At 73.3% G+C, this 19,800-nt stretch carries 20 protein-coding genes; 10 read left to right on the top strand and 10 right to left on the bottom strand.

Annotated elements, in window-relative coordinates; all coding sequences use genetic code 11:
• Entirely contained in the window at window positions 1-2,463 is a 2,463-nt protein-coding gene (locus tag ACSDG8_RS14890; protein WP_439427971.1) for a helicase-associated domain-containing protein, read from the bottom strand.
• A gap of 37 nt (window positions 2,464-2,500) precedes the next feature.
• Here ACSDG8_RS14890 and ACSDG8_RS14885 point away from each other — a divergent pair, with 37 nt between their 5' ends.
• Both ACSDG8_RS14885 and ACSDG8_RS14880 read left to right on the top strand, forming a co-directional pair.
• The gene (locus ACSDG8_RS14885) at window positions 2,501-3,124 is read left to right on the top strand and encodes an HAD family hydrolase (RefSeq protein WP_439427970.1); all 624 of its coding nucleotides are present in this window, start codon (window positions 2,501-2,503) and stop codon (window positions 3,122-3,124) included.
• A gap of 28 nt (window positions 3,125-3,152) precedes the next feature.
• Window positions 3,153-3,539 (top strand): cold-shock protein, encoded by a 387-nt coding sequence (locus ACSDG8_RS14880; protein ID WP_210892906.1) that lies wholly within the window; start codon window positions 3,153-3,155, stop codon window positions 3,537-3,539.
• On the opposite strand, the gene ACSDG8_RS14875 is transcribed toward ACSDG8_RS14880, so the two are convergent.
• The gene (locus tag ACSDG8_RS14875) at window positions 3,500-4,330 is read right to left on the bottom strand and encodes a 1,4-dihydroxy-6-naphthoate synthase (RefSeq protein ID WP_439427969.1); all 831 of its coding nucleotides are present in this window, start codon (window positions 4,328-4,330) and stop codon (window positions 3,500-3,502) included. The genes ACSDG8_RS14880 and ACSDG8_RS14875 overlap by 40 nt on opposite strands.
• 34 nt (window positions 4,331-4,364) lie before the next feature.
• A complete protein-coding gene (locus ACSDG8_RS14870; RefSeq protein WP_439427968.1) occupies window positions 4,365-5,075 on the bottom strand; it encodes a TetR/AcrR family transcriptional regulator in 711 nt (236 codons plus the stop codon).
• A 116-nt stretch (window positions 5,076-5,191) separates the two neighbouring features.
• Here ACSDG8_RS14870 and ACSDG8_RS14865 point away from each other — a divergent pair, with 116 nt between their 5' ends.
• Window positions 5,192-6,175 carry an NAD(P)-dependent alcohol dehydrogenase gene (locus ACSDG8_RS14865; RefSeq protein ID WP_439427967.1) on the top strand — a complete coding sequence of 328 codons (984 nt, stop codon included), beginning with the start codon at window positions 5,192-5,194 and terminating at the stop codon, window positions 6,173-6,175.
• Window positions 6,176-6,231: 56 nt separating this feature from the next.
• Here ACSDG8_RS14865 and ACSDG8_RS14860 read toward each other — a convergent pair whose 3' ends face one another.
• Together ACSDG8_RS14860 and ACSDG8_RS14855 are read right to left on the bottom strand one after the other, a co-directional pair.
• Window positions 6,232-6,888, bottom strand: a complete 657-nt coding sequence (locus ACSDG8_RS14860; protein WP_439427966.1) for a futalosine hydrolase — start codon at window positions 6,886-6,888, stop codon at window positions 6,232-6,234.
• Complete coding sequence (locus ACSDG8_RS14855; protein WP_210892914.1) at window positions 6,885-8,498, bottom strand: MFS transporter; 1,614 nt, start codon at window positions 8,496-8,498, stop codon at window positions 6,885-6,887. Before ACSDG8_RS14855 ends, ACSDG8_RS14860 begins: the two co-directional genes overlap by 4 nt.
• A gap of 87 nt (window positions 8,499-8,585) precedes the next feature.
• On the opposite strand from ACSDG8_RS14855, the gene ACSDG8_RS14850 reads away from it, so the two are divergent.
• Window positions 8,586-9,425 (top strand): DUF3027 domain-containing protein, encoded by an 840-nt coding sequence (locus tag ACSDG8_RS14850; RefSeq protein ID WP_439427965.1) that lies wholly within the window; start codon window positions 8,586-8,588, stop codon window positions 9,423-9,425.
• Between the two features lie 4 nt (window positions 9,426-9,429).
• On the opposite strand, the gene ACSDG8_RS14845 is transcribed toward ACSDG8_RS14850, so the two are convergent.
• Window positions 9,430-9,693: a DUF2530 domain-containing protein gene (locus ACSDG8_RS14845; protein ID WP_210892919.1), complete on the bottom strand. Its 264-nt coding sequence runs from the start codon at window positions 9,691-9,693 to the stop codon at window positions 9,430-9,432.
• 92 nt (window positions 9,694-9,785) lie between these two features.
• On the opposite strand from ACSDG8_RS14845, the gene ACSDG8_RS14840 reads away from it, so the two are divergent.
• From ACSDG8_RS14840 to thpR, 5 genes are all read left to right on the top strand, one after another.
• Window positions 9,786-11,267 (top strand): NCS2 family permease, encoded by a 1,482-nt coding sequence (locus ACSDG8_RS14840; protein ID WP_210892921.1) that lies wholly within the window; start codon window positions 9,786-9,788, stop codon window positions 11,265-11,267.
• A 61-nt stretch (window positions 11,268-11,328) separates the two neighbouring features.
• A complete protein-coding gene (locus ACSDG8_RS14835; protein ID WP_210892923.1) occupies window positions 11,329-11,778 on the top strand; it encodes a MarR family winged helix-turn-helix transcriptional regulator in 450 nt (149 codons plus the stop codon).
• A gap of 68 nt (window positions 11,779-11,846) precedes the next feature.
• Window positions 11,847-13,133 (top strand): MFS transporter, encoded by a 1,287-nt coding sequence (locus ACSDG8_RS14830; protein ID WP_210892925.1) that lies wholly within the window; start codon window positions 11,847-11,849, stop codon window positions 13,131-13,133.
• A gap of 77 nt (window positions 13,134-13,210) precedes the next feature.
• Window positions 13,211-13,720: a hypothetical protein gene (locus ACSDG8_RS14825; RefSeq protein WP_073826038.1), complete on the top strand. Its 510-nt coding sequence runs from the start codon at window positions 13,211-13,213 to the stop codon at window positions 13,718-13,720.
• 4 nt (window positions 13,721-13,724) lie between these two features.
• The gene (thpR, locus tag ACSDG8_RS14820) at window positions 13,725-14,288 is read left to right on the top strand and encodes an RNA 2',3'-cyclic phosphodiesterase (RefSeq protein WP_210892927.1); all 564 of its coding nucleotides are present in this window, start codon (window positions 13,725-13,727) and stop codon (window positions 14,286-14,288) included.
• Between the two features lie 45 nt (window positions 14,289-14,333).
• On the opposite strand, the gene ACSDG8_RS14815 is transcribed toward thpR, so the two are convergent.
• From ACSDG8_RS14815 to serC, 3 genes are all read right to left on the bottom strand, one after another.
• Window positions 14,334-15,320 (bottom strand): aldo/keto reductase, encoded by a 987-nt coding sequence (locus ACSDG8_RS14815; RefSeq protein ID WP_439427964.1) that lies wholly within the window; start codon window positions 15,318-15,320, stop codon window positions 14,334-14,336.
• A gap of 63 nt (window positions 15,321-15,383) precedes the next feature.
• Complete coding sequence (gene sepH, locus ACSDG8_RS14810; RefSeq protein ID WP_210892932.1) at window positions 15,384-16,472, bottom strand: septation protein SepH; 1,089 nt, start codon at window positions 16,470-16,472, stop codon at window positions 15,384-15,386.
• Between the two features lie 191 nt (window positions 16,473-16,663).
• Window positions 16,664-17,791 carry a phosphoserine transaminase gene (gene serC, locus ACSDG8_RS14805; protein WP_439427963.1) on the bottom strand — a complete coding sequence of 376 codons (1,128 nt, stop codon included), beginning with the start codon at window positions 17,789-17,791 and terminating at the stop codon, window positions 16,664-16,666.
• Between the two features lie 233 nt (window positions 17,792-18,024).
• Between serC and ACSDG8_RS14800 the strand changes: the two genes are divergently transcribed.
• Window positions 18,025-18,423, top strand: coding sequence for a DUF3592 domain-containing protein (locus ACSDG8_RS14800; protein WP_210892936.1), 399 nt, complete (start codon window positions 18,025-18,027; stop codon window positions 18,421-18,423).
• 69 nt (window positions 18,424-18,492) lie between these two features.
• On the opposite strand, the gene ACSDG8_RS14795 is transcribed toward ACSDG8_RS14800, so the two are convergent.
• Entirely contained in the window at window positions 18,493-19,599 is a 1,107-nt protein-coding gene (locus ACSDG8_RS14795; protein WP_210892938.1) for a citrate synthase 2, read from the bottom strand.
• Window positions 19,600-19,800 lie beyond the last annotated feature (201 nt).

Raw genomic sequence — 19,800 nt, 5'->3', positions numbered from 1 at the left:
TCACTCCTCCAGCACCGCCGCGGTGATCCGGTGCAGCGCGAACGTGTGCAGCATCTCCGTCCGGTCGTCCTCGGCGCGCAGGTAGCCGGCGCCGATCGACACCGGCCGGACCAGCCGGGACGCGGTCGCCCCGTGCGCGTCCACGTAACCCACCCAGACCAGCGCCTTGTCCCGTACCGCCTGCTGGAGCACCGCCAGCGCGTCGCCGTGACCGGGCACCGGCGCGGGACCGCCCGTGCCGGCGCCGCCCCGGACCACCGCCGGGGCCCGCCGCGCCGCCCGGGCCGCCGCGTCGCCCCGGCGGATCTGCTCGACCACGCCGAGCAGGCGGGGCATCGGCAGCTTCGGCGTGGCGAGCGGGTCCACCGCGCGGCCGATCCCGGTACGGGCGGGCGCCCGCCGGGTCTTCGGCCGGGCCAGCACCGTCGCTCCGCTGGCGTCCTCGGGCACCGGGGCGTACCCGGCGTCGCGCAACGCGGTGAGCATCCGGTTGACCTGGTACGGCGTGACCAGCACGGTGGGGGCGAGCCGGCGGAACGCCAGCGGTTCCAGCCGCCGGTCGGCCTGCACCTCGGTGAGCAGCGCCTCGTCGTCGCTGCGCACGTAGGCGCCGGCCGACCCGACGCGCAGCCCGCCGTGCTTGCGGGCCACGTCGTCGACCATGTAGGTCAGGCCCTGCGGCACCGGGGTACGCGAGCGGCGGCGGAACAGCGCGTGCAGGTCCTCGGCGGTGTAGCCGGCGTCCAGCGCCCGCCGGATGCTTCCCGTGGTGACCCGGTGCACGCTCGCCCCGCCCGCCGACTCGTGCTCGGCCACCACGTCCAGTTCGGCGGCGAGCGCCGGGTCGGGCGGGCCGGGCACCACGACCGTCAGGTCGGCCTGCACCAGCACGTGGTCGACCGGGGCGGGCAGCAGCCCGTCCAGCGCGCGGACGGTGGTCGACGGGTCGCCCGACTCGGCGTCGGAGCGCAGCCCGAGCGGGTCGTCGCCGCGTTCGTCGGCGTCGGTCAGCTCGGCGAGCAGCAGCCGCCCGTACGTGGTGAGCGCGCCGAGCCCGGTCACGCCCAGCGCGGCCGCCTCGGTCAGCACCTCCCGGTGCGCCGTCTCCCGCCCCCGGGCGCGCCGGGGCGCGCGCCAGTCAAGCAGTTCCAGCACCTCGTCGGGGGTGGGCGCGGTCCCGGCCGGCAGGTCGGCGAGCACGGCGAGCACCGCGCGCCGGGCGGCGGGCGCGCCGGCTCGTTCCGCCTCGGCGGAGAGCACCGAGATGGGCCGGTCCCGGTCGTCGCGCTGCCCGATCAGGCCGGCCTGGCGGGGCATCGACATCCAGGCGCGGGCGAGCTGCTCCCAGCGCTGGGCCAGCGACGCCGCGCGCCACACCTCGTACCCGCCGGTGGGCAGGATCTGCTGGTCGCCGCCGTACCGGGTGGTGGCCGCGCCGCTCAGCTCCATCTCCCCGGTCAGCCCGGCCGCGTACGCCACCTCGAACAGCAGCGCGGTGGTCGTCTCGTCCAGCCCGAGGCCACGGGCGAGCCGGCGCAGGTCGCGGACGCCGACGCCACCGGAGCGCAGCACCGGGGCCGGCTCCACGATCAGCGCCTCCAGCAGCGCCTCGGTGTGCCGGACCACCTCCATGGTCTGCCCGGCCCCGGCCGAGTCGACGGACTTGACCTCGCGGGGCGGGCCGGAGACCACGGGTGGGCTGGTGCGCAGCGGGCCGAGCGGGCCGGAGTCGCGGCGCAGCACGAGGCCCACCTCGCGGGGCAGTTCGACGGTGCCGTTGCGGCCGCCGGACATCCGGACCAGCAGCCGGTGCTCGACCAGCCAGCGGATCGGGGAGCCGGTCGGCGCGCCGCCGTTTACCAGGTCGGGCGGGAGCACGTCCTCGGCGCCGGTGGCGGGCGCCTCCAGCGCGCCCGGCGCGACAGTGCCGACCGGCGGCCCGGCCGCGAGCCGGTCCAGGACCGCGCGGGCCGAGGGCGGCGCGGACAGCAGCGTCCGCCGCAGCTTCGCCGGGTCCGCGCAGAGGGCCGCCACGCGCGGGTCCAGCTCCGCCGCCGGTCGGCCCAGCCCCGCCGGGTACGGGGACACCTCGTCGATGCCGCCGGCCACGCAGAGGTCGTGCTCGGGGCCGTACAGCAGGAACCGGGCCCGGAGCCGGTCGACGGCGGCGCGGACCGCCGTGGGCGCGGGGGGCTGCGGCCCGGCGGTGGCCATGGCGAGGATCTGGTCGGTGGAGGTGGCGCCCTCGGGGCCGCGGGTGAGGCGGGCGGCGTCGAGGATCTGGAGGGTGAACTGGTCCAGCCCGTCGAGCGCCCGGGCCACGGAGACCCGGGACTGGGCGCGCAGGGCGAGGGCGGACACGTCGGCCGGCACCGGCACGACGAGATCCGGCCGCAGCTGGAGCAGCGCGGCGAGGGACTCGTCGGGGAGGGCCCGCAGGTGGTCGGCGAGTGAGGTGGTCATCGTCGTACCACGCTAGCCCGCTGGGTAGGTTCTCGGCATGCCTCCGCTGATGGTCGGCTTCGACCTCGACATGACACTGGTCGACTCCCGTCCCGGTATCGCGGCCGCCTACCGGGCGTTGACCGAGCGCACGGGCGTGCCGGTCGACGCCGACCTGGCCGTCTCCCGGCTGGGCCCGCCGCTGCGTACCGAGTTGGCGCACTGGTTCCCACCGGAGCGCGTCGAGGAGGCGGTGACGCTCTACCGCGAGCTCTACCCGGCGTACGCGATCACTCCGACCGTGCCGATGCCGGGTGCGGAGGCCGCGCTGCGCGCGGTGCGGGAGCGCGGTGGGCGGGTGATGCTGGTGACCTCCAAGATCGGGCGGCTGGCGAAGCTGCACCTGGATCACCTCGGGCTGCCGGTGGACGAGCTGGCCGGGGACGTGTTCGCCGAGCAGAAGTCGGTCGCATTGCGCGAGCACGGCGCCACGCTGTACGTGGGCGATCACGTGGCCGACATGGCCGCCGCGCGAGCTGCGGGAATCCCAGGCGTGGCAGTGGCGACAGGTCCCTGTTCGGCCGCCGAACTGACCGAGGCCGGGGCGTACCTGGTGCTTGATGATCTCGTCGAATTCCCGAGGGCGCTGGACCGGATCATCGGGCTAGCCTTGGAGGGGTAGACGGTTCGAGTGGAGCGGGGTTCAACAGGTGCCGACGGGTCGAGTGAAGTGGTACGACGCCGCCAAGGGGTACGGGTTCGTCACCAGTGACGAGGGTGGCGACGTGTTCCTGCCGAAGGGCGCGCTACCGGCGGGTGTCGCCGACCTGAAGGGTGGCCAGCGGGTCGATTTCAGCGTGGTGGACAGCCGGCGGGGCGCCCAGGCGATGGGGGTCAAGCTGCTGGAGGCGCCGCCGTCCGTGGCGGAGCTGCGCCGCCGGCCGGCCGAGGAGCTGCACGGCCTGGTGGAAGACATGATCAAGGTGCTGGAGGCGAAGGTCCAGCCGGACCTGCGCCGGGGTCGCTTCCCGGATCGGAAGAGCGCCCAGAAGATCGCTCAGCTGGTCCACGCGGTGGCGCGCGAGCTGGAGGTCTGAGGGACGAGCCCGGCGTCGGCGGCCCGGCCCAGCAGCGCCTCCACGGCTGCGAAACCGGCCTCACCCAGGTCGGCGGTGAACTCGTTGACGTAGAGGCCGATGTGCCGGTCCACCACGTCGGGCTCCATCTCCTGCGCGTGCGCGAGGACGTACTCGCGGCTGGCCTCCGGGTCGGCCCACGCCTGCCGTACCGACTCGCGGATCCAGGCGGTGGCCTCGACCGGGTCGACAGCGCCCCGGCGGGCCAGGATCGCGCCGAGCGGGATCGGCAGCCCGGTGTCGCCCTCCCACCACTCGCCGAGGTCGACGAGCGCGGTCAGCCCGTGCCGCGGGTAGGTGAAGCGGGCCTCGTGGATGACCAGGCCCGCGTCGTACCGGCCGGCGGCCACGCCCGGCATGATCTCGTGGAACGGCACCACCTCGATGCGCGCCGGGGCCTGGCCGGCCGCCCAGAGCCGGAACAGCAGGTACGCGGTGGTCCGCTCGCCGGGCACCGCCACCGTCGCCCCGGACAGGTCGGTCCGGTCGCCGCGGGTCAGCACCAGCGGGCCGCAGCCCCGGCCGAGCGCGCCGCCGCAGGGCAGCAGGTGGTAGTCCGCCAGCAGCCAGGGCAGCGCCGCGTAGCTGACCTTCACCAGGTCGAACGCCCCCCGCTCGGCGGCCGTGTTTGTGACGTCCACGTCCGCGTAGGTCACCTCGACCGGCGGCGCGCCGGGCACCCGGCCGTGCACCAGGGCGTCGAAGACGAACGTGTCGTTGGGGCAGGGGGAGATCGCCAGGGAGAGCGCCACGTCCCCACGGTAACCCCGGGGGCCGGGCGGCCCGTCACCCCGTCCGGTGTGACGTCCAGCCGTCCCGGTGCAGCCGTTCGATGCCGTCGAGCAGCAGGTCCAGCGCGAACTCGAACTCGAACTGGTCGTCGCAGCCCGGCCCGACGACGGAGTTGTCGTCGTGCGACGCCGCGGCGGCGATCGCCGCGAGGTTGGGGAACCGGGCGGCGATCTCCGGCGGCAGGTCGGCGGGCGGCTCGGGCACTGCCGCGCCGGACCGGCCGGCCTGCCGGGTGGCGTCGAACAGCTCCTGGCTGAAGCCCAGGACACGGCTGCCCATCGCGTGCATCACGTGGTGGGCGAGGTCGGTGGAGAACCCGCCGGCGCGCAACGCGCCGACGGTGGAGTCGAGGTACGCGAGGACGGCCGGGGTGGCCATGCTGCGGGACTCGATCGCCAGCGGCGCCCAGGGGTGGCGCAGCAGCACCTGCCGCGCCGAGACGATGCGCCGCCGGATCGCGTGCTTCCAGTCGCCGGCCTCGGGCGGGTCGATCTCCGCGACCACGACGTCGATCATGCCGTCGACCAGTTCGTCCTTGTTGGCCACGTGCTTGTAGAGCGCCATCGGCACGACGCCCAGGTCCTGCGCGAGGTTGCGCATGCTCAGCGACTCGATGCCGCTCTCGTCGGCGAGCGCGACGGCGGCACGCAGGATCCGGTCCCTGCTCAGCGGTGCCCGGCGCACCTTCTCCGCCTGCTTCGGCATCTGTTCCTCGCCTTCCCGGGGGCGGTTGTCACAGTATCCGCCTTGACTGGTGTACGGCGTACACCTAGCCTGGTCCCATCGAGGTGTACGCCGTACACCTGGGAGGGAGCGGGACCATGAGAGCGATCGTCCAGGACCGGTACGGCCCGCCCGAGACACTCACGCTCACCGACGTCGACACGCCCGTACCCGCCGCCGACGAGGTGCTGGTCCGGGTCGAGGCGGCGGCGCTCAACGCGTACGACTGGCACGTCATGCGCGGCGACCCCCGGCTGTCGCGGCTGGCGCTCGGCCTCGCTCGGCCCCGGGCGCGCATCCGCGGCCGCGACGTGGCCGGGCGGATCGAGGCCGTCGGCGCGCAGGTGCGGCAGGTACGCCCCGGCGACGCCGTCTTCGCCGACCTCGGCGAGGCCGACGGCGCGTTCGCCGAGTACGTGTGCGTACCCGAACGCCTGGTCGCGCCCCGGCCGGCGAACCTGACGCCGGAGCAGGCCGCCGCTCTGCCGCTGGCCGGTGTCACCGCGCTCCAGGGGCTGCGCGACGCCGGGCAGGTCCGGCCCGGCCACCGAGTCCTGACCAACGGGGCGTCCGGCGGCGTCGGCACGCTCGCCGTCCAACTGGCCAAGGCGTTCGGCGCGACGGTGACCGGCGTGTGCAGCACCCGCAACGTCGACCTGGTCCGCTCGCTCGGCGCCGACCACGTCGTCGACTACACCCGCGACGACTTCACCCGCGACAGCGACCGGTACGACGTGGTGTTCGACCTGGTCGGCAACCGTTCGCTGCGTGCGCTGCGGCGTGCGCTGACACCGGACGGGACGCTCGTGCTCTCCGGCGGCGGCGTCTACCGCGGCGGCAGCCTCATCGGGCCGGTCGGCCTGCTCGCCCGGGGACGGCTGACGGCGCCCTTCGTCCGGCAGCGCATCGTCGCGCTCGCCACCTCACCCGGCCGGGCGCACCTGGACGTGCTCCGCGAGCACGCCGAGGCGGGTCGGCTCACCCCGGTGATCGACCGGACGTACCCGCTAGGCGAGGTGCCCGAGGCGATCCGGTACCTCGAAGCGGAGCACGCGCGAGCCAAGGTCGTCATCACGATCTGAGGCCGTCGTCCCCAGCCCGGCGAGTTGTCCACAGAGTTGTCCACAGGTGGACAAGATCAGTGGAGGGCGGCAGCGGCAGCGGTCAGCGCGGCGAACGCCTCGCGCATGCGCCACGCGCTCCGGTCGCGCGGGCCGATCGGGTTGGAGACGGTACGCAGCTCGGCGAAGGGCACGCCGGCCTGGGCGGCGGCGACCGCCACGCCGTACCCCTCCATGGCCTCGGCCACCGCGTCCGGGTGCCGTTCGGCGAGGGCCGCCGTGCTCGCGGCGGTGCCGGTCACCGTGCTCACGGTCAGCACCGTGCCGACCGTCGCCCCCGGCAGGGCGGCCCGCAGCCCGGCCAGCAGGCCCGGGTCGGCGGGCACGGTCCGACCGCCGCCCAGCAGCTCGGGGGGCATGCCCAGATCCTCGACCGGAATGAACCCGCCCGGCGACTCGGCGCCGAGATCGGCTGCGACACTGCGGTCGGCGAGCACCGTGCCGCCGACCGGAACCCGGTCGGCGAACCCTCCGGCGATGCCCGCGCTGACCACCGCCCGGTACGGCCGCCCGGCCGCCTCGGCCAGCGCCAGCAGTCGTGCCGTGGCGGCAGCGGCGACAGCCGGGCCGACCCCGACCGGCACCACTGTCACCGTCTTGTCCGGTGCGGTCAGGCCGGCGCGGATCGCCTCGGCCTCGGCGGGCACCGCCGTGACCACGAGCAGCCCGCTCACGCCACCGGCCCCCGGGGATCACGCCGCTCGGTGTCCTCGACGCCGCCGGGACCGCCCACCGACGAGGAGGGCCGGTAGATGTGGAAACCGGGCGGCGCGAGCCCGTCGTCGTCCGGCGGGCCGGGCCGCTGAGGCGCCGGTGACGTGGGCGCCGGGTCGTCGAACGAGGTGGCGGCCGGTTCCTCGGCCCGGGTGGCCTGCTCCGCCGCCAGTTCCTCGTCGCCGAGCGGCCGGCCGACCAGGTGCTCACCGCGCAGCTTGCCGGCGACCAGCACCCCGCGTACGGCCACCAGCGCGGCCACCGCGGCGGCGACGGTCACGCCGATCAGCCCGGTGAACGGCACCAGCCCGAGCCCGCCCCCGGCCACGAACGCGAGCATCAGCGCGGTCTCCGAGTGCGCGAAGGAGCTGGCCCGCAGCCGCTCCGGGATGCGTTCCTGGATCGAGGCGTCCACAGTCAGCTTGGCGATCCCGCTCATCATCGCCGCCACCAGGCAGAGCAACGCCACCATGGGCAGGGAGAACTTCAGCGCGGCGAGCACCGCCACGCCGGCCACCACGATCGTGCCGCTGGACTGGAGCGCGGTCGGCCGGTGGATGCGCAGCCGGGTGCCGATCGCGGTGGCCAGGAACGTGCCGACGGCCAGCGCGCCGCCGACCAGGCCCAGCGCGCCCTGCGCGCCGAGGTCACGGCCGAAGAAGTCGGTGGTCAGGTCACCGGCCTTGATGGCGAAGGCCAGGAAGAGCAGCAGGAAGCCGTAGAGCCCGCGCAGCGCCGCCGCGCCGATCAGCGTGGCGATCACCAGGCGGCCGGCCGGGCGGCCCCGGCCCAGCGGACGCTCGCCGTCGCGGCGGCGCATCGCGCGCAGCGGGTGCGGCATCCGCTCCGGCGGCTCGGAGTCGGCCTTCGGCGGCAACCGGAGTGAGATCACCATGCCGATCAGGAAGATCACCGAGGCGACCCGCAGCGGCCACTGCGGCCCGAACCAGAACGCGGCCAGCCCGATCGGCGCCACGAGCGCGCCCGCCACCGTGCCGTAGACACTCGCCCGCGCCCCGACCTGGGACAGGCCCAGGCCCTCAGGCAGCAGCCGGGGGACCGCCGCCGAGCGGGCCACGCCGTACGCCCGGGAGAGCGCGAGCACGCCGAACGCCGCCGGGTAGAGCCCGAATCCGCCGATGTAGTCGGAGATCAGCCACGCCAGGAACGCACGGCCGAGCATGGTGGTGGCCAGCGCGTACCGCCGGCCGTGGCGGAAGTGGTCGAGCAGCGGGCCGACCACCGGGGCGAGCATGGCGAACGGGACCATGGTCACCAGCAGGTAGAGAGCGACCTTGTTGCGGGCCTCGCCCAGCGGCACGTCGAAGAAGATCGTCCCGGCCAGGCCGATGGCGATGAGCGTGTCACCGGCGCAGGAGACGGCGTGCAGGTCGAACAGCCGGACCATGCCCACCTCGTTGCCGGCGCTGCGGGCCCGGGCGGTGCCGGCGCGGCGGGTCATCCAGCGCCCGCCGTGCAACGAACCCCGCAGCAGCAGCCGGGTGGCGCGGATGCCGGTGCCGACGGTCCGCCCCAGGAACGAGCGGCCGGAGCGGGAGGACAGCGCCATGCGTCCCATCCTCGCCCATTCGATCCACGCGTGCCGCATCACCCGGAGAGAACGACTCCGGGGAGTGCCTGTCACCCGTGGACCGGCATGGGGAACAATGGTCAGGTGACTCGGCCCGCCTCCGCCCGCGCTCCCCGGCTCGACCAGGTCTGCGCCGCCGCCGTCGAGGTGGCCCGCGACGCCATCACCGAGGTGGAGCCGACCGACATCGGCGACCATCTCCAGGCCGTCGCCGAGGGCGACCGGGTCGTCACCCACTACTTCGAATGCCGGATGGCTGGTTACCGCGGCTGGCGCTGGGCCGTCACGGTGACCCGGGTGCCCCGCAGCCGGCAGGTCACCATCTGCGAGACGGTGCTGCTGCCCGGCCCGGACGCGCTGCTCGCCCCGGGTTGGCTGCCCTGGCAGGAGCGGCTCAAGCCGGGTGACCTGGGCCCGGGCGACCTGCTGCCCACCCCCGCCGACGACGAGCGGCTCGCCCCCGGCTACCTGCTCTCCGACGACCCGGCGGTCGAGGAGACCGCGTGGGAGCTGGGGCTGGGCCGGGCCCGGGTGCTGTCCCGGGAAGGGCGTGCCGAGGCCGCCCAGCGCTGGTACGACGGCGACCACGGCCCGGACGCCGCGATCTCGGTGGCCGCGCCGGCCGCCGCCCGCTGCGGCACCTGCGGCTTCTACCTGCCGCTGGCCGGCGCGCTGCGCATGGCCTTCGGCGCGTGCGGCAACTTCTACGCGCCCGACGACGGCCGGGTGGTCAGCGCCGACCACGGGTGCGGCGCGCACTCGGAGACGCTCGTGGACACGCCCGAGACGCCCGTCGAGGAGCTGCCCACCATCTACGACGACAGCGCGGTCGAGGCCATGACTGTCAGCCGGGCCCCGGGCTCGGTGGAGGCGGCCGAGCCGGCGGAGCCGTACGGCCACCCCTGACCGGTCAGCGCGGGCGCCGCTCGGCGGCCGCGCGTCGGCGACGCCGGTTGGCGTCGTGCCGCATCATCACCGCCAGGCCGGGAAAGCCCCACAGAAAACCGGCCAGGCAGGTCCAGAGCCAGTTCTGACGCCCGGACTCGGTGAGCCAGTCCCGGAAGAAGACCAGTAGCACCAGGCCGGCCACCGCCCAGGCGATCAGCCCGGCGACGGCGAACGGCACCATCGGCGGGTCGAGCGGCTCCGGCCGCGGCTGTTGCTCCTGTGACACCGGCCCAGCCTACGTGATCGTTCTTCCCTGCCGGCCAGGTGATCTGGGACGATGCGCGCGACAAAACCCGGCCGCTGACCAGATGAGGAACCATGTCCATTGCCCCGCCGCAGGATCACGGCACTCCGCCCGATCCCGCGCATCCACGTAACGCCTTCGACCGCTACTTCCTGATCTCGGCACGCGGGTCCACGCTGAGCCGGGAGCTTCGGGGCGGTTTCGCCACGTTCTTCACGATGGCGTACATCGTGGTGTTGAACCCGCTGATCCTCGGCAGCGGGAAGGACGGCGACGGCCGTTCGCTTGCCATCCCGGCGCTCGCCGCGGCGACCGCGCTGGTGGCCGGTCTGATGACCATCCTGATGGGTGTGGTGGCCCGGTTCCCGATCGCGCTCGCGGCCGGCCTGGGCGTGAACGCGCTCGTCGCCTACGAGATCGCGCCGCAGATGACCTGGGCGGACGCGATGGGCCTGGTGGTCATCGAGGGTGTGCTGATCGGCATCCTGGTGCTCACCGGTCTGCGTACCGCGGTGTTCCGGTCGGTGCCGACGCAGCTCAAGACCGCGATCGGCGTCGGTATCGGCCTGTTCCTGACCATCATCGGCCTGGTCGACGCCGGGTTCGTCCGGCGCATTCCGGACGCGGCGAACTCCACGGTGCCGGTCGGGCTGGGCATCAACGGCAAGATCGTCAGCTGGCCGATGCTGGTCTTCGTGGTCGGCCTGCTGATCACCCTGGTCCTGGTGGTACGCCGGGTCCGGGGCGCGATCCTGATCGGCATCCTCGCCTCCACCGTGCTGGCCATCGTGGTCGAGGCGATCGCCAACGTCGGCCCGTCCTTCGTCGACGGCAAGCCGAACCCGAAGGGCTGGTCGCTGAACGTTCCCGAACTGCCCAAGCAGATCGTGGACCTGCCCGACCTGTCGCTGCTGGGCCAGTTCAACGTGCTCAACTCGTGGAGCCGGGTCGGCTGGCTGGTGCCGCTGATGTTCATCTTCACGCTGCTGATCACGGACTTCTTCGACACCATGGGCACGATGGTCGCGATCGGCCAGGAAGGGGACATGCTCGACGAGACGGGCACCCCGCCGAAGGCCAAGGAGATCCTGCTCGTCGACTCGATCGCCGCCGCCGCGGGTGGCGCCGCCTCGGTGTCCAGCAACACGTCGTACATCGAGAGTGCCGCAGGCGTCGCGGAGGGTGCCCGGACCGGCGTGGCCAACCTGGTCACCGGCGTCATGTTCCTGCTGGCCATGTTCCTCGCGCCGCTGTCGTTGATCGTGCCGTTCGAGGCCGCGTCGACGGCCCTGGTGGTGGTCGGCTTCCTGATGATGACGGCGGTCCGCACGATCGACTGGACCGACTACGAGATCGCCATCCCGGCGTTCCTCACCATCGCGCTGATGCCGTTCACCTATTCGATCTCCAACGGCATCGGGGCCGGCGTGATCAGCTTCGTGCTGCTCAAGGTGGCCAAGGGTAAGGCCCGCGAGGTCCACCCGCTGCTGTACGGGGTCGCCGTGCTGTTCATCGTGTACTTCCTGCGCGGGCCGGTCGAGTCCGTGTTGCTCTGACGCTGGTGAGCCTGGTCATAACGCATGTCGTTAGCCAGGCTCATTAGTTAAGCTAACGAGTGTGACGGAGCGGACGGTGACGGCGAAACGCGTGCCACCGGCGCAGCTGGCCCCTCAGCTGCGAGATGCGATCACCCGGCTCAACCGGCGGGTCCGACAGGCCCGGCCGGTCGGCGACCTCACGGTCACCCAGCTGTCGGCGCTCACCAGCCTCAACCTGGCGGGCGCCCTCACGCCACGGGAACTCGCTGATGTCGAACGGGTGCAGCCGCCCACGATGACGAAGATCGTCGCGAAGCTGGAGGAGCGGGGCCTCGTGCAACGCACCCCCCACCCGACCGACGGACGACAGGTCATCCTGGCGGCAACCGAAGGGGGACGGGCCGTGCTCGACCAGTTCGAGCGGGCCCGCAACGAGTGGCTGGCCACCCGGCTGGCCGACCTCACCGAGGACGAACGCGAGACGCTACGGCGTGCCGCGGACATCCTCCAGGGCATCGCTCGCGCCTGACACCGCCGCCCGCGGTTCGCTTCGTCAGCTGTGGATGAAGCGTACCGACGCAAGGAGGCGCACCTAGAGTGCAGGCCAAATTGAGCACGATGTTCCAGTCCCTAGGGGTCCGCAACTACCGACTCTTCGCCACCGGACAGCTGATCAAACTGATCGGCGTCTGGATGATGTTCATCGCCCAGGACTGGCTCGTGCTCGAGCTCAGCGACAACTCGGCGACCGCGCTCGGCGTGGTCACCGCGTTGCAGTTCACGCCCGTACTCCTGCTCACGCTGCTGTCCGGCCGGCTCGCCGACCGCTACGACAAGCGGATGCTGCTCTTCGTCGCCAACGCGTTCTGGACGGTCCTCGCGCTGGCCATGAGCGTCCTGGTCCTCACCGGCCTGGTGCAGCTCTGGCACGTCTTCACGTTCGCCGCTCTGCTCGGCGTCTCCAACGCGATCGAGACGCCGGTCCGTCAGGCGTTCGTCTCCGAGCTGGTCGGCATGCCGCTGCTGCCGAACGCGCTCTCGCTCAACGCAGCCGTGTTCAACTCCGCCCGGATCGTCGGCCCGGCCGTCGCCGGCCTGGCCATCGCCGCCGTCGACGTCGGCCCGGTCTTCCTGGTCACCGCGCTCAGCTCGATCGCCCCGCTGGTGAACGTGGTCCGGATGCGTACCTCCGAACTGCACCGCAAGGACCTGCTGCCGGTCGGCGAGCGGGACCAGGCCCGCGTGGTCGACGGCCTCCGGTACGTCGCGCGCCGCCCCGACATCCTGCTGCCGATGGTCCTCATGTCGGTGATCGGGATGAGCCTGTTCAACTTCCAGCTCACCCTCGCCGCGCTCGCGAAGACCGTGTTCAACACCGGCGCCGCCTCGTTCGGCCTGTTCAGCACCGCCCTCGCGGCCGGTGCGCTGGTCGGGGCGCTGGCCGGCACCGGACGGCGCAGCCGGCCCTCGGTCTGGCTCGTGCTCGGCGCCGCGATCGGCTGTGCGGTCTTCGGCACGCTCGTCGGGCTCGCCCCGGCGTACTGGCTGGTCGTCACGCTGCTGCTGCCCGCCGGGTTTTTCATGATCTACTTCGCCCAGGCCGCCAACCAGCGCGTACAGCTCGGCGTCGACGCCTCCTTCCGGGGACGCGTGATGGCGCTGTGGGTGCTGGTGTTCCTGGGCACCAACCCGGTCGGCGCGCCGCTGATCGGCTGGGTCGCCGAGACCTACGGCGCGGGCGCGAGCATCTGGGCCGGCGGCCTGATCTCGCTCACCGCCGCGCTGCTGGCGCTCACCTGGCAGCTGCGCCGCTCCGGCGCCCGGCTGCGCATGCGGGTGCTGCCCATGCCCCGCTTCTACGTGGTGTCCCCCGGAGCGAAGTAGCGTCGTCATGGCCGGCCGTACCGGTCCGATTACCCAAACGGGTGGCGGGCCGGTGCGGCAGGGCTTAGCGTCGATGTGTGGACGTGGGGCAGGGGCTGCTGCTGGCACTGGCGATCCTTGCCGTGTGCTGCCTGCCCGCCCTGTTCGCGCTGCTGTTCTGCGCCGACGAGATCATCGACCGGGTCGCCTGCGGGTGGGCCGAGTGGCGCGAGCAACGCCGGGAACGCCGCACCATCGCCCGGCTCGACCGGGCCATCGAAGCCGAGGCGCTGACCCGCGACATCGACCTCACCGAGTTCGACCGGGACGGCCGGCGGCCGCTTGACCAGCTCGCCACCGACCTGCGCCGACTCGGCGGCCACCGGCTCGCCGCCGCCGACCGCAGCGTGGTGTGGCACGGCGCGGTCATCGAGGCGTACGACGAACGGCTGCGCGCCGCCTGCCGGGCGCTCGGCATCGTCGAGCACCTGGCCGAGCTGGACGGCGTCGACCGGGAAATCGAACGGGTACGCGTCGAAGGGCTGCTGCACGCCGCCGGGCTGACGTTGCCGGCCGCCCGCGCCGCGCACCACCAGCGGCACCGCTGACCTGGTGCGTCTCTTCACGGCGATCTACCCACCTGCCGTGGCGGTCGCCGACCTGACCGCCCGGGTCAAGGGCCTCCGGATCGCGTCCGCCTGCCACGCCCGGCTCGCCGACCCGGCGAACCTGCACCTCACGCTGGCCTTCCTCGGCGAGGTGCCGGACGTCCGGCTCCCCGACGTGGAGCACGCGCTCGCCTCGGCCGCCCGGTCGGCCCGTTCCCCGCGGCTGTGCCTGGCCGGGGGCGGCAGCTTCGGTCAGGGCCGATCCACAGTGCTCTGGGCCGACGTTCGCGGCGACGTCGAGGCGCTCGACGCGCTCGCCCGGTCGATCCGCGACGGGCTGCGCGAGGCCGGGCTGCCCTGCGACGACAAGCCGTTCCGGGCGCACCTGACCATCGCCCGCCCTGGTGACCGGGTGTCCGAGGCCGACCTCCGCTCGGACGTGCACACGCTGCACGACTACGCCGGGCCGCAGTGGGTGGCCAGCGAGTTGCTCCTGATCCGCAGCCACCAGGGCCGTACGCCGCGCTACACCCGCGTCGCCGCTTGGGCGCTGGCGGCGGGGCGTTGATGCAGCGGGGGGTTGGGGGAGTTAAGAAGGGGCCCTTCCTTTCACCTACCAGGCCCAGGCCTCGGGGCCGGGGCCGCCGTTGCCGACCGGCGGGAACAGCTCGTCCAGGCGAGTGAGCGTGGCCTCGTCCAGGTGGACGTCGAGCGCGCCGAGGTTGCGGTCGAGCTGGTCCATGGTGCGCGGGCCGACGATCGGGGCGGTCACGCCCGGACGGGACAGCAGCCAGGCCAGCGCCACGTCGGCCGGGTCGTGGCCCAGGTCGGCGCAGAGCTTCTCGTACGCCTCGATGGTGCTGCGGTGCTCGGCCAGCGCGTCGGCCGAGCGGCCGGTGGTGCCGCGCGCCGCGCTGCCGTCGGCCATCTTGCGGATGATGCCGGAGAGCAGCCCGCCGTGCAGCGGCGACCAGGGGATGATGCCCAGGCCGTAGTGCTGCGCGGCCGGCACGACCTCCAGCTCGACGTACCGGGTCAGCAGGTTGTAGATGCACTGCTCGGAGACGAGGCCGAGGAAGTTGCGCTTGCCCGCCGCGGCCTGCGCCTGGGCGATGTGCCAGCCGGCGAAGTTGGACGAGCCGACGTAGAGCACCTTGCCCTGGGCGACGAGCGTCTCCATCGCCTGCCAGATCTCCTCCCACGGCGTGGTCCGGGAGATGTGGTGCATCTGGTAGAGGTCGATGGTGTCGGTCTGGAGGCGGCGCAGCGAGTCCTCGCAGGCCCGGATGATGTGCCGGGCGCTCAGGCCCTGCTCGTTGGGCCACTCGCCCATCTTGCCGTACACCTTTGTGGCGAGGACGACCTTGTCGCGGCGCCCGCCGCCCTGCGCGAACCAGCGGCCGACGATCTGCTCGGTGACGCCCTCACCGAGCTTCCAGCCGTAGACGTTCGCGGTGTCGAAGAAGTTGATCCCGTGTTCGAGCGCCCGGTCCATGATGGCGAAGCTGTCCGGTTCGTCGGTCTGCGGACCGAAGTTCATGGTGCCGAGGCAGAGTCGGCTCACGGACAGGCCGGTGCGTCCCAGGTTCGTGTACTCCATGACTCCACCCTGGCACGCCGGCACTTAGAGTGCCCTCTCGACGAGCCAGGGTGGAGCTGCGGATCAGGAGGATTCGCGGGCTGCCGGGCCGGTGCCGAAGAGCACGTCGTCCCAGCTCGGCAGCCGCTTGCGCGGCTTGCCACTGGCGTCGGTGGACTCGGTGCCAGCACCGCCGGTCGCTGCCGCGGGGCCGGTGCGGCGGGGCCGCAGCACTGCGAGCGAGGGTACGGCCGGGATCTCCTTCGGCGCGTCCGAGTCGTCGTCGAAGGCCGAACCCTGCCCACCACCGAGCAGCGCGGCGGCGCCACCGGCAACGGCACGCTGACGGGGCGCCTCCTGCCCGGCCAGCGCGGCCGGGGAGCGGGTGTCGAGACCGCGCCCGGACGTGCCGCCGAGCGGCCGGTCCAGCGAGGCGAGCAGCGCGTCCCGGCCGGCGCGGATCGGGTCGCGCGCCGGACGGGCGTGGTCGGAGGCGGCCGGCAGGCCGTGCCCGCCACGGCTCGGCTCGCCGCGCGACGGACCTGGCAGCGCGTGGCCACCCCGCTCCGGCGCCGGCTCCTGGCCGAGGATCGGTGTGGGCCGCTCGGCGCACAGGTACTGCGCCATGTCGTCGTGCGGGGCGACGTTCTGGCGGGTCTTGTCCAGATCCCACACCGCCTGCGCGGTGGCCTTGCCGGACGGCCAGGTCGCGATGATCCGCCAGGTGCCGTCGTCGCGGCGGTAGGCGTCCCACGAGATCTTCTCGGTGTCGATCCCGTGCTGGGCCAGCCGGCCGTTGACGACCTCGGCCAGCGGGGTCGGCTTCTCCGCGCCCTTCAGCCGGGTGCGCCGGGCGTGCTGGGCGAGCATGGCCCGCTCCTGGAGCACCGGGCCGGCGTAACGCAGCACCCGGTCGACCGGCACGCCGGCGATGCGGGCGACGTCCTCAGCGGACTCACCGGAGCGGATGCGGGCCTGGATGTCCCGTGGGGACAGCGACGGCGTCGGGTCGGTGGCGCTCGGCACCACCGCGAGCGGCGGGGCGCCCGGCTCGGCGTGCAGCGCCGACGCGATCCGTTCGTCGATGGGCAGGGCGAGCAGGCGCCCCACCTCGTCGGCGAGCACCAGGGCCTGGCCGTCCTCGGAGAGGGCGACGAAGCGTACTGGGCGCATGGGCTTGCCTCCGTCCCGCTTCGCTGGCCGTCACGCCACGGGAGCCGGCCACCCGGGCGTCTCGCACCACCGTACGCTCATCTACCCGGCGATGGGGACTGCGACACCCCGGCATGTCGTGACTGAGCTGCGGTAATGATCACGGTGGGTGGCCGCCGGAGCCCTGACGGCCACGCACCGTGACGGAGTGATCAGAGTCGCTCGACCACGTAGTCGATCGACGCGGTGAGCGCCTCGACGTCGGCCGGCTCGACGGCCGGGAAGAGCGCCACCCGCAGCTGGTTGCGGCCCAGCTTGCGGTACGGCTCGGTGTCGACGATGCCGTTCGCGCGCAGCACCTTGGCGATCGCCGTGGCGTCCACCCCGTCGGCGAAGTCGACTGTGGCGACCACGTTGGACCGCAGCGCCGGGTCCGACACGAACGGCGTGGCGAACGACGAGCGCTCGGCCCAGCCGTACACGATGCCGGCGCTCTCGGCGGTGCGCTTGGCCGCCCAGGCCAGCCCGCCCTGGGAGTTCATCCAGTCGGTCTGCTCGGCGGCCAGGAAGATGGTCGCCAGCGCCGGGGTGTTGTACGTCTGCTCCAGCCGCGAGTTGTCGATCGCGGTGACCGGGTCGAGGAAGGCCGGGATGTAGCGACCGGACTCCTTGATCTCGGTGGCCCGGGCCAGCGCGGCCGGCGACATCAGGGCCAGCCAGAGGCCGCCGTCGGAGCCGAAGCACTTCTGCGGCGCGAAGTAGTAGACGTCGGTCTGGGCGACGTCGACGTCCAGGCCGCCCGCGCCGGAGGTGGCGTCGACCAGCAGCAGCGAGCCCTCGTCGGCGCCCGGCACCCGGCTGATCGGCACCGCGACGCCGGTGGAGGTCTCGTTGTGCGGGGTGGCGTAGACGTCCACGCCGGCCTCGGCCACCAGCGTCGGGGCGCTGCCCGCGTCGGACTTGCGTACCGTCGGCTCGCCCAGGAACGGTGCGTCCTTGACCGACTTGGCGAACTTGGCGCCGAACTCGCCGAAGCTGGCGAACTGGGCCCGGTCGCGGATCAGGCCGAACGTGGCGACCTCCCAGAACGCGGTGGTGCCGCCGTTGCCGAGCACCACCTCGTACCCCTCGGGCAGGGAGTAGAACTCGGCCAGGCCGCGGCGCAGCCGGGCGACCTGGTCGCGGACCGTCTTCTGCCGGTGCGAAGTGCCCAGGTAGCTGGTGGCGACGTCGGCGAGGGCGGAGACCGCGGCCGGACGGACCTTGGACGGGCCGCAGCCGAATCGTCCGTCGGCGGGCCTGATCTCGTCGGGAATCCGGATGGTCGGTGCGTCAGCCACGGTCTTGAAGATCCTTCCGCATGGGCGAGAGGTGAGCTGGCAGGGCGCGGACGATGTGCTGCCGCGTGGCGGCGGGCGGCGTCCGAGCCCGTTCCGGCGACACTGCCACGGCCATCCTCGCACCTGCCCGGGCACGTCCGGCGGGCTGTCCCATCCCGGTCGGTGAGGCGTCCGCCACACGGGCGGCGACGGCGGTTGCCCGCACCCGCGAGCATGAGTGACGGAGGTGACGGATGAGCCGAGGACACCGCCGCTCGTTCGGGGAGTGGCTGGCGCTGGCGTTCGGCGTCGTGGCCGCGACGGTCTTCCTGATGGTCGCCGCCGTCAAGGCGGACCAGGACGCGCGCCTGCTCGGCGCGGAGACCACTGCCACCGGCATCGTTCTGGGGTTCGAGGGCGACCCGGCACGGGTGGCGTTCGTCACCGCCGAGGGCCGGAGGGTGGTCGCCGAGATCGACGTCTACTCCGGCACCCGGGTCGGCGACGAGGTGCCGGTGCTCTACCACCCGGACGACCCGGCCTGGTACGCCATGGACACCCGGACCCACCACCTGCCGTTCCTCCTGCCGGCCATCGCGCTGACCGGCGCGGTGGTCATGGGCGTGATGACCTGGCGCCTGTGGCGGCGCTGACCGGGGCGCCCCCGGACGTGCCGGGGCCCCGCTCCACCGGCGGGTGGAAGCGGGGCCCCGGGCGAGACGTCAGACGCCGTGCGGGATGGCGTCCCAGCCCTCGACCTGCTGCGGCTTGCGCGAGCCGTGGCCGACGTACGTCGCCGACGGGCGCACCAGCCGCTGGAGCTTCTTCTGCTCCAGGATGTGCGCGGACCAGCCGCCCATCCGGGCGCAGGTGAACATCGAGGTGAACATGTGCGCAGGCACCTCGGCGAAGTCCAGCACCACGGCCGACCAGAACTCGACGTTCGTGGCGAGGACGCGGTCCGGGCGGCGGGCCTGGAGCTCGGCCAGGGCGGCCTTCTCCAGCGCCTCGGCGACCTCGAAGCGGGGCGCGCCCAGCTCCTTGGCGGTACGCCGCAGCACGCGGGCGCGGGGGTCCTCGGCCCGGTAGACCCGGTGGCCGAAGCCCATCAGCCGCTCGCCCCGGTCGAGCACGCCCTTGACGTACCCGTCGGCGTCGCCGCTGCGCTCGACCGCCTCCAGCATGCTGAGCACCCGGGACGGGGCGCCGCCGTGCAGCGGGCCGGAGAGCGCGCCGATGCCGGAGGAGATGCAGGCCGCGGCGTCCGCGCCGGTGGAGGCGACGATCCGGGCGGTGAAGGTGGAGGCGTTCAGGCCGTGCTCGGCGGCCGAGATGAAGTACGCGTCGACGGCCTTGACGTGCCGCGGGTCGGGCTCACCCCGCCACCGCTTCATGAACCGCTCGACGATGGTCTCCGCCTTGTCGATCTCCTTCTGCGGCACGGCCGGCAGGCCCAGGCCGCGCGCCGACTGGGCGACGAAGGACAGCGCGGTGACCGACACCCGGGCCAGGTCCTCGCGGGCCTGCTCGTCGGAGATGTCGAGGAGCTGGTTGAGCCCCCAGTACGGAGCCAGCATGGCGACGGCGGACTGCACGTCGACGCGGATGTCACCGGAGTGCACCGGCACCGGGAACGGCTCGGCCGGCGGCAGGCCCGGGCCGAACCGGCCGTCCACCAGCAGTGCCCAGACGTTGCCGAACGAGACCTGGCCGATCAGGTCCTCGATATCCACGCCCCGGTAGCGCAGTGATCCCCCCGCGCGGTCGGGTTCGGCGATCTCGGTCTCGAAGGCTACGACGCCCTCCAGGCCCGGTTTGAAATCGGACATGTCGTCTCCTGGCTTCGGCTCGGCGCGCCCGGGCGGGCTGATCGAGCCCCGCAGCTCAGGCGACCCTTCAGGGGTGTGGTTCGGAACATCTTGCCCGGTGGGTAACAGACTGCGCGACCCACAGCCACTGTGCGCCACACGACATCCCCGCCGCTGGCGGTCGGGGAGACAGGGAGAAGACTGGGTACCGGGGCCTGGCCA

Source organism: Micromonospora sp. LA-10 (assembly GCF_051853095.1).
GTDB classification, from domain to species: domain Bacteria; phylum Actinomycetota; class Actinomycetes; order Mycobacteriales; family Micromonosporaceae; genus Micromonospora; species Micromonospora echinospora_A.
The sequence above is the reverse complement of the archived record's forward strand: the minus strand, read 5'-3'. Positions and strand labels throughout refer to the sequence as shown.